Annotated in this window: 6 protein-coding genes and 1 pseudogene; 3 read left to right on the top strand and 4 right to left on the bottom strand. The window is 45.6% G+C overall.

Going from position 1 to position 8618, the window contains the following annotated elements; translation table 11 throughout:
• Window positions 1–129: 129 nt before the first annotated feature.
• Window positions 130–2757, top strand: coding sequence for a chloride channel protein (locus tag BGL89_RS16910; protein ID WP_286826705.1), 2628 nt, complete (start codon window positions 130–132; stop codon window positions 2755–2757).
• Window positions 2758–2765: 8 nt separating this feature from the next.
• On the opposite strand, the gene BGL89_RS16905 is transcribed toward BGL89_RS16910, so the two are convergent.
• Both BGL89_RS16905 and hemL read right to left on the bottom strand, forming a co-directional pair.
• Window positions 2766–3146, bottom strand: a complete 381-nt coding sequence (locus BGL89_RS16905) for a DUF1830 domain-containing protein (protein ID WP_286826704.1) — start codon at window positions 3144–3146, stop codon at window positions 2766–2768.
• A gap of 525 nt (window positions 3147–3671) precedes the next feature.
• Window positions 3672–4973 carry a glutamate-1-semialdehyde 2,1-aminomutase gene (hemL, locus tag BGL89_RS16900; protein ID WP_286826703.1) on the bottom strand — a complete coding sequence of 434 codons (1302 nt, stop codon included), beginning with the start codon at window positions 4971–4973 and terminating at the stop codon, window positions 3672–3674.
• Between the two features lie 404 nt (window positions 4974–5377).
• Here hemL and dnaN point away from each other — a divergent pair, with 404 nt between their 5' ends.
• Complete coding sequence (gene dnaN / locus BGL89_RS16895) at window positions 5378–6526, top strand: DNA polymerase III subunit beta (RefSeq protein ID WP_286826702.1); 1149 nt, start codon at window positions 5378–5380, stop codon at window positions 6524–6526.
• A 155-nt stretch (window positions 6527–6681) separates the two neighbouring features.
• Window positions 6682–7419 (top strand): hypothetical protein, encoded by a 738-nt coding sequence (locus BGL89_RS16890; RefSeq protein WP_286826701.1) that lies wholly within the window; start codon window positions 6682–6684, stop codon window positions 7417–7419.
• Window positions 7420–7422: 3 nt separating this feature from the next.
• Here the strand turns inward: BGL89_RS16890 and BGL89_RS16885 are convergent, their stop codons facing one another.
• Both BGL89_RS16885 and BGL89_RS16880 read right to left on the bottom strand, forming a co-directional pair.
• Window positions 7423–8268 carry a M4 family metallopeptidase gene (locus BGL89_RS16885; RefSeq protein ID WP_286826700.1) on the bottom strand — a complete coding sequence of 282 codons (846 nt, stop codon included), beginning with the start codon at window positions 8266–8268 and terminating at the stop codon, window positions 7423–7425.
• Between the two features lie 124 nt (window positions 8269–8392).
• Window positions 8393–8618: pseudogene (locus tag BGL89_RS16880) on the bottom strand (hypothetical protein); the annotation flags it as partial.

The following is an 8618-nucleotide window of genomic DNA, read 5'->3' as shown; positions in this document are numbered from 1 at the left end:
ATCCTATTTTCTTGCACTAACATCGGACTTTAACAGGTCAAAAGCTTTATTTTAAAAGGGTTTTACCATTATTCAGCAGACCCTAAATAAATCCTCGCTCCGCCATTGCCTTGATTCTCCCTGATAATTATGGGACTTTTTGCCCGTCACCAAAACCTCCGTCAGTGGTTTAAATCCCAACACTTCGGACGTAGCGCAACCGATAGTCGTTATGCTTTACTGGTCGCCTGTTTAATCGGAATTCTCTCCGCTCTTGCCGCCATTATCCTGAAATTGGGGATCGGTTGGTTAGGTGGTTGGCGGGTGCATCTAGTAGCCAATTCCTCTCCTTTCCTAGTTTTGCCCCTCGGCGGTTTTCTGCTCGGTTACAGTGCCGGTTGGATTGTCGAACACTTCTCCCCGGCGGCCGCCGGGGGTGGTATTCCCCAAGTAAAAGCGGCCTTAGCTAAATATCCTTTGCCCCTGTCTTGGCGGGTCGCCCTAGTAAAAATGATCGGGGCGATCCTGATCCTTGGCGGTGGTTTAACCCTTGGTCGTCGCGCCCCCACGGTACACATCGGGGCGGCCCTAGCGGCCCAGTTAAGCGTCTGGCTGCCCACCAGTCCCGATCACCGTCGTCAGATGATCGCAGCCGGGGCAGCCGCGGGGTTAGCGGCCGGTTTTACTACTCCCATCGCCGGCGTTCTCTTTGTGATCGAGGAATTAATGCGCGATGTCTCCAGTATGACCCTAGAAACGGCGATTGTGGCTTCCTTTACCGGGGCCGTGGTTTCAATGATGCTGCAGAATACCCCCTCAATGATCACTGAATATGCCAATATTAGCTTCTCTGCCCAAGAAATACCCATTTATTGCCTTTTGGGGGTTTTAGCGGGCTTACTGGGGGCTTTATTCAATCAAGGCATCCTTTTTTGTAGCCAGATGCAGCGGCGTTGGCGGTTATCTCTGGCTTGGCGCATCGGTCTGGTCAGCTGGTTATCGGGAACGGTAGTGGCTTTTTTACCCGACTTTTTTCGAGATAATACCGGTTTACGGGAATTTTTGCTGGCTGGGGAATTGAGTTGGCAGAATACCGCCCTCGCTTTCGTCGTCTATTTTTTCCTGACCATGATTGCCTACAGTTCCGGCGCTCCGGGAGGACTCCTCGCCCCCGCTTTGGTGTTGGGCTCCTGCTTGGGGTTTCTGGTGGGGGGAATCGAGACGAAAATGATGGGTTTCGGCAGCGAAGCTAGTTATACTTTAGCGGGTATGGGGGCTTTTTTTACGGGAGTAGTCAGGGTTCCGGTAACGGCGATCGTGATTGTCTTTGAACTGCATCGCAATTTTAATGTTGTGCTGCCCCTGATGTTGACCTGTGCCGTTTCTTATATCACTGCCGAAAGCATTCACCCCGGTTCCCTCTATCAGCATTTACTTTCCGCTAGTGGCATTATTCTCAACGAAGAAACCCCTTCTAATGATGTGCTGGCCCATCTGTCGGCTATGGATGTGATGCAATCGCAGGTGGAAATTCTGCCGGCGGATTTACCCCTGGGGGAAGTAGTGAAAATTATGTCCCGTTCCCATCATCGCGGTTTTCCCGTGGTGGAACAGGGGCGACTATTGGGGATTTTTACCCAAAGTGATCTGGATAAATGGCGATCGAAAAACAGTCAAACGGTCCTACGGGAGATCATGACTCCCAATCCCATTACTGTGGCCCCCCAGGCAGCTTTAAGCGATGTTTTATTTCTGTTAAATCGCTATCAGCTTTCCCGTTTACCCGTTACCGATGGTCAAAAACTGGTGGGGATCATTACCCGCACCGATATTATTCGGGTGGAAGCCGATCAATTGGGGGGAGTTTGTCAACTGCCCCAACGCAGTACCCCTTCCTATGTGGTTTATCAAACCCGTTCCCCGGCCGTGGGAATAGGCCGGATTTTGTTACCTATTGCCAATCCCGACACCGCTACCGCTTTGTTTAAAATTGCTGCTGCGATCGCCCGTGAACGCAATTATGAAATAGATTGTCTCTATGTGATTACTGTGCCTCGTCTTAGTTCTCCGGCGGAAGTAAAGGTAGATACGCGGGAAGGACGCAAATTACTTCATCGTCTGGAAAGATTAGCCCGACAGCAGAATATATCTGTTCATACACAAATTTCCGTGGCTCAGGATATCGCCGACGGGATTTTGGCCACGATTCGCGAACGACACAGCAATTTATTAATTATGGGTTGGACGGGGGAAAAATCGACCACTGGGGCGATTTTCGGGTTTTTAGTCGATACTTTGATTGCTGAAGCCCCCTGTGAAACCATCTTGGTAAAATTGGGGACAAAGGATTGTTTTCCCAACGATCTTAATCGGGAAAGGATGTGGCTGATTCCCACCGCCGGCGGTCCCAATGCCCAACGCGCTTTAGCATTATTGCCTAGTTTGCTGTCTTTGTCCGAGTCTTCGGATCATCCCAAACTTTGGTTATGTAAAATCTATTCCCCGACGGAGTTACTGCCAGATCTGTCCACTATGTTCGTTTTACAAGCATCTTTACAGAAAGCGATCGCACAGCCGATTATACCTTTACCGATTTGTTCGGCCTCTCCGGCCGAGGCGGTGATTCATCTGGTAGAATCGGAGGATTGTTCTTTGGTGCTTTTGGGTGCGTCCAGGGAAAGCTTGCTCAATCAGTTCTTAAATGGCAATATCCCCTCGACGATTGCCCGTGCGGTTAATTGCACTGTGATTCTCGTGCGAGGGGAATTATCAGATTAGGTTATTAGCTAGGCGGAAGCTAAAGTTAAACCGAAGGGTACGGCATTGTCAATTTTCGCCCCTTGACTTTCCTCTAGGGAATGGGGATAGAATATTTCCCTGTCTAGTTGACCATCGGAGTCATCCTCATCCCCATCGCTGATATAAAGGCGTTCACAGGGGATGTTATCGGAAAGGATGGCGCTGGCTATCATCCCCGTATGAATCTCTAAGAAAGCATCCGCTAGGGTCTCAAATACTAAACGCTGCCCGGGAAAAACCACCCTTTCAAAATACCAGTTAGCAATATTGGTGATGCGAACAATTTGAATATGACTGGTCGCATTGACATAGCAACAAAGAATACTATTTTTCTTGCCGTTGGGGAGGGGATCGAGAATCTGTGCCATAGCAATTGGGGTGATCTTAAAGTGGGTTTCTCATCGCTCCTTCACCCTAACATCCTTTGATCCCCGATAGTTGTAAAGATGATTACATTACTCTGATAAAAATCTACCAATCGCTTTTTCTGGTGATAGAAGGCGGTTTTTATTAAAAAATCATTAAATTTAACTAATGCCTAGTTTTGGCTATTTGTCAAGGGGGGAACTACGTTTTTTTGCTGTTTTTCTTGATTTTTTGCCCAGCTATTTATCGCTCAATTTTGTTGACGGTTTCAGGATTATAGAAACCGAGGTAATTTTTGTCAAGTTAGATACCTCTTGCTCTTGATATCCTCGATCTGGTTGACTAAAAAGGGGCGGCCTGTGCTGGGACTGATAAGTTTTACAGTGCTGGGGATAATAATCCCTCGATTGTTCGGGGTTTCTAGGCAAATTTCCCCTGAGAATCCCCGTCTTTTGCAAGCGGGGAGATGTCAACTCATCAATAATTGAGACTCTATCAATCAATTTTCCCGGCCGAAGCAGCATTAACTATAAACTTGCTAAAACCTCTTTAGCGGCGGCCAAAGTCCGTTCGATATCGGCCTCTGTGTGAGCTAAGGAAGTAAAACCAGCTTCAAACTGGGAAGGAGCTAGATAAACGCCTCTTTCCAACATTCCCCGGTGAAAACGACCGAATTTAGCCACATCGGCCTTTTTGGCCCCTTCATAGTTATGCACGGGGTTGCCAGTGAAAAACATCCCGAACATGGCACTGATATGACCTCCAGAAACGCTATGACCAGCATCTCTGGCCACTTTCAGTAGCCCTTCAGTTAAGGATTTGGTCACTTTATCGAGATATTCGTAGGTGCCGGGGTGCTGAAGTAACTCTAGGGTTTTAATTCCCGCCGTCATAGCCAAGGGGTTGCCGGATAAGGTTCCCGCTTGGTACATCGGGCCGGCCGGAGCGACCATAGCCATAATATCGGCGCGACCGCCGTAGGCCCCCACCGGCAGCCCACCGCCGATAACTTTGCCGAGGGTGGTTAAATCGGGGGTGATGCCGAATTTTTCTTGAGCGCCACCGTAGGCGATGCGGAATCCGGTCATTACCTCATCAAACATTAATAAGGCCCCGTATTCCTTGGTTAATTCCCGCAATCCTTCTAAAAAGCCAGCATCCGGCACGATAAAGCCGGCATTACCCACCACTGGCTCTAAAATCACCCCGGCAATCGAGTCGGGATTCTCGACAAAGAGGGCTTTTACCGCTTCCAGGTCATTGTAGGGGGCGGTTAAAGTGTTGTTAGTGGTGGTTTTGGGAACCCCCGGCGAGTCGGGTAGGCCTAGGGTCGCTACACCAGAGCCGGCTTTCACGAGGAACATATCGGCGTGACCGTGGTAACAGCCCTCGAATTTGATGATTTTATCCCGGCCGGTAAAAGCCCGCATTAAGCGCAGGACGGACATACAGGCTTCGGTGCCGGAATTGACAAAACGCACCATTTCAATGCTGGGAACGGCATCAATCACCATTTCAGCAAGAATATTTTCCTCGACACAGGGAGCGCCGAAACTGGTTCCTTTGTCTAGGGCCTGGTGGAGGGCGGCAATCACTTCGGGATGGGCATGACCACAGATAGCCGGCCCCCAAGTTCCCACATAGTCGATGTATTCGTTACCGTCCACGTCGCGAATATAAGCCCCTTTGACGCTTTCAAAAACGATGGGTTGACCACCGACGGATTTAAAGGCCCGCACGGGGGAACTTACACCCCCCGGCATTAATTTTTGAGCGGCTGTAAAGATTTCTTTCGATTTTGTTGTTTGATACGAAGATGTGCTAACCAATCCTGTCTCCTTGTCTATTTGAGTCTATTGGTTCTGGGGGAGGCCCAGAGCTTTGTTTTGTTAACTTCCTGCTGCTTGTTCCATTTTAAAGATCACCGGCCTACATTTAACGCAATTTTTTCGCTAAGAAAGGCGCTGGTCGGCTAAAGTCTCGCTATTCTTGACTTGTAGCTTGATGGTTAACAGCTGATGTAATTGGCTGAGAAAGGGCAAAAATTTCACTGTTGACAATTTTTCCACAATCTTTTCAGAATTGCAGTAAAAACCTAGCAATGGCCGAAGTTATTGCTATTGATAGATTTTAGCCCGGAAAGAGCGATCGAAAAAAGCTCTGGTTTTCCACAGATTTTCCACAGGGGAATTCTTGCTATTATTTTTTAGCGTACAAAAAAACTATTCCTGCTATGAAATTTACCAGTAGTCAAAGCGAACTCAACAGCAATTTATCCCTAGTTAGTCGGGCCGTTGCCAGTCGTCCTACCCATCCGGTGTTGGGAAATGTTCTCTTTTGTGCCGATGAGGAAAAGGGCGAAATTAGCCTGACTGCCTTTGATTTGAGTTTAGGGATTCGCACCAGTTTTCGGGCCGAGGTGGTGGAAGGGGGCAAAATTACCCTGCCGGCAAAATTGCTTAACGATATTGTCTCTCGTTTGGGAGAGGGGGAAATCACTATCTCTGTGGAAGAAAACAAGAATGATGAGGAGCATAGTCTCGCTTTTCTAAAAACTGCCTCGGCACAGTTCCAAATTCGCGGCATGAAAGCCGATGAGTTCCCAGAATTGCCCACGGTGGCCGATGGGGAAATTGTTAATTTACCTGTAGTTGCCTTGACAGAGGGACTAAAAGGTGCATTGTTTGCCGCTAGTGGCGATGAAACTAAACAGGTGTTGACGGGGGTGCATTTAACTAAAACCGTCGATTGTCTAGAATTTGCCGCTACAGACGGTCATCGTTTAGCGGTGGTACAAACTCCCCTAGAGGAGGTGGAAAGTGCCTCTGGTGGCTTTAATGTCACCATTCCGGCCCGGGCCCTGCGAGAATTGGAAAGAATGATGGCAACAAAACAAAATATCGAGACTATTACTCTGCATGTGGATGATTCTCAAGTCATCTTTGAAATGGGGGAACAGAGGTTAACCAGTCGTAAGTTAGAAGGGGCCTATCCCACTTATAATCAGTTAATTCCTAAATCCTTCGAGCGCTCTTTGGTTTTAGACCGCAAACAATTAATCCGTTGTTTGGAATTAGTGGCGGTTTTATCGGACCAAAAGAATAACTTAGTCAAGTTTAGCCTCGATAGCGAAAATGACCGTTTATCCCTAGCGGTGGAATCTCCCGATTTAGGTAGTGCCAAAGAGTCCATGGCGGCGACAATTCAGGGAGAAAGTGGCGATATTGCCTTTAATGTTAAATATTTGATGGACGGTTTGAAGGCTTTACCCAATAATGATATCCAAATGCAGTTAAATGCTAGTACCCAACCGGTTATTTTTACCCCCTTGGGAGGTTTAAAGATGACCTATTTGGTGATGCCGGTACAAATTCGTCAGTAGTTCTGACTTAATCGGAACCGTGGGATGTGTTTTTAACCTATCCCATTTTTGATCTTGTTAACTCAATCCTATTTTTTCGCCAAAGGATTGGGTTTATTTTCTCTATTTTGGCGATATACTGTTGATAATTGAACAACTTCACGGATTGAATTGATATGTTATTATCTACTCCTGAAACAATTCAGAATATTCTTTGGCAAGGACAACTAGAATTGGATAGCGAAGAAATTGAGGAAGAAAATTTTAGATTTATCTCACCTCCCTCACGGCCTAGCGATGCACCAACTGTTAGCATCGGACAACCAGAAGTTTGGCCATTAGCTGAACTTTATTCTGGTGCAATTCCCTCTTGGTTAGAGGTAAAACAGAATGAGGCACAATTTTTTTTAGTCCGTTTTGCCTGTTCTCTTCGTAATAGTGGAGAAGATAGATTTCAAATTACTCAAGCTAAATTTTCTGTTGATTTACTGCCCGATAATCAACAAAACCGGGCTATTGCTTTTGATCTATATCCGTTAGAAATCAATCAGGAAATCAAGCGGAACTGTAAAGTTAGCCTGTCCCCCAATATTAAGTTTAAGGAAGCTCAGGCAAGTTTAGGAGGAACAGATTTTGCCCTAGAATACCCCGAATTACAACCAACAATTATAGCCACAGGAGTTGGGGAATATAAGGCTGATTGGGAATATCGAAAAGCACAGGGAAAAGGAGTTCAAGGAAGTAAATTTATGCACATGATTGTCAAAGTCCCTAATAATATGCAATTGGTGAGGACTAAGTTAAATTTAACTGCCCGCTTGGAACAAAATGGTAATCCCTTAGTTAAATGGCTTTTTAAAACTGACATTAAAAAAGTGCCAAGCGATTGCTTAATAGTCAATTTAGTTGGCTAATATTTACTCAATTCCTACATCAATAAATGCTTGAGAAATAGCATCTAATTGAACCTCTATATGAGGAGAGGGTGCTAGTAATCGCTGTGCTTGTTGTTCAAATACTCTACGACTATCGAGGAAGTTGTTGAGCGCAGAAATAGATTTCAGAACTTCACGGAATAGCTTAAGAGCAAATTCGCCATTTAAAAGAGGCTCTCCATCGATGACAGTGTTATGAGTTGTCATAAATTGATAAAAAGCATGACTATGAATCAAGGAAAGTTCGTGATAATTCTTGGCCGTAGTTCGATCATTTATTTGTATTTGTCCATAGACAGGCCCTGCATCTGTAAACCTTAAAGAAAGTAATGTATCTAATCGTCTCAGGGATCCGGTTCCTTCTTGAAAGTTTTCTCCCACATCCCACAGCCAATTATGAGGATTATTCCAATAAGAACCATTATCCCTATCATAGTTACGCACTAAAACCGCAAATATATCACAAAAAGATTCTTCAAGTGGATTTTCTTGCGGAGACTCAAGTGGCCCAATTAAACCATGACAAAATTCATGAGCTACTACTGTGATATCAGTTCCATAAGAACGGTTTCTACCATTAATTTCTCTTTGTCCAAATAAAGCCCGTTTAGTTTTATGTCCCCATCCAGCAGGCTCATAGGAACCATTTATTCTGCCAACATTAATGATAGCTTCATATCTATCTAGTGGTTTTTTGAAGTTATCATCGATAAACTGGGCAACGGTTTCAACATTAGAACGAGCTTGTTGGCAAAAATCGCGACAAAGATCATCGACTAATCCGTAATCAGTGAGAATGATATTACGGGAATAATCTTTATATCTCAAATTATAAGTTCGTGAAAGCCCATAGTTACCATTAGATGGTGCGTCATTGCATTCTGTGCAGACCATAAGTTTTTGCCCCCGATAAATTCATAAGTTCCAGTCAGTGGTTAAGTAATTAATCTTGTTAGAAAGTCGCCAATCGTCTACAGGGTTGCACTACGAAGGCTAACAAACCATGTGTCAAGATGGCAAAATTTCCAGAATTTAAGCGAACCAAAGCCACAGAAAATTGATAAAATACCCATGTAAGTAGCTGATTTTGACATCCTCGCCGCCGTAAAACGGACGGCGATTCCTCACCACGCCACTTTTTTAGGGTGGTCGCTGAATGGGGTTGACGCAGATAGCGA

It is taken from the genome of Microcystis sp. LSC13-02 (assembly GCA_002282935.1).
Lineage (GTDB): Bacteria > Cyanobacteriota > Cyanobacteriia > Cyanobacteriales > Microcystaceae > Microcystis.
This window is presented reverse-complemented; position numbering and strand designations above follow the sequence as displayed.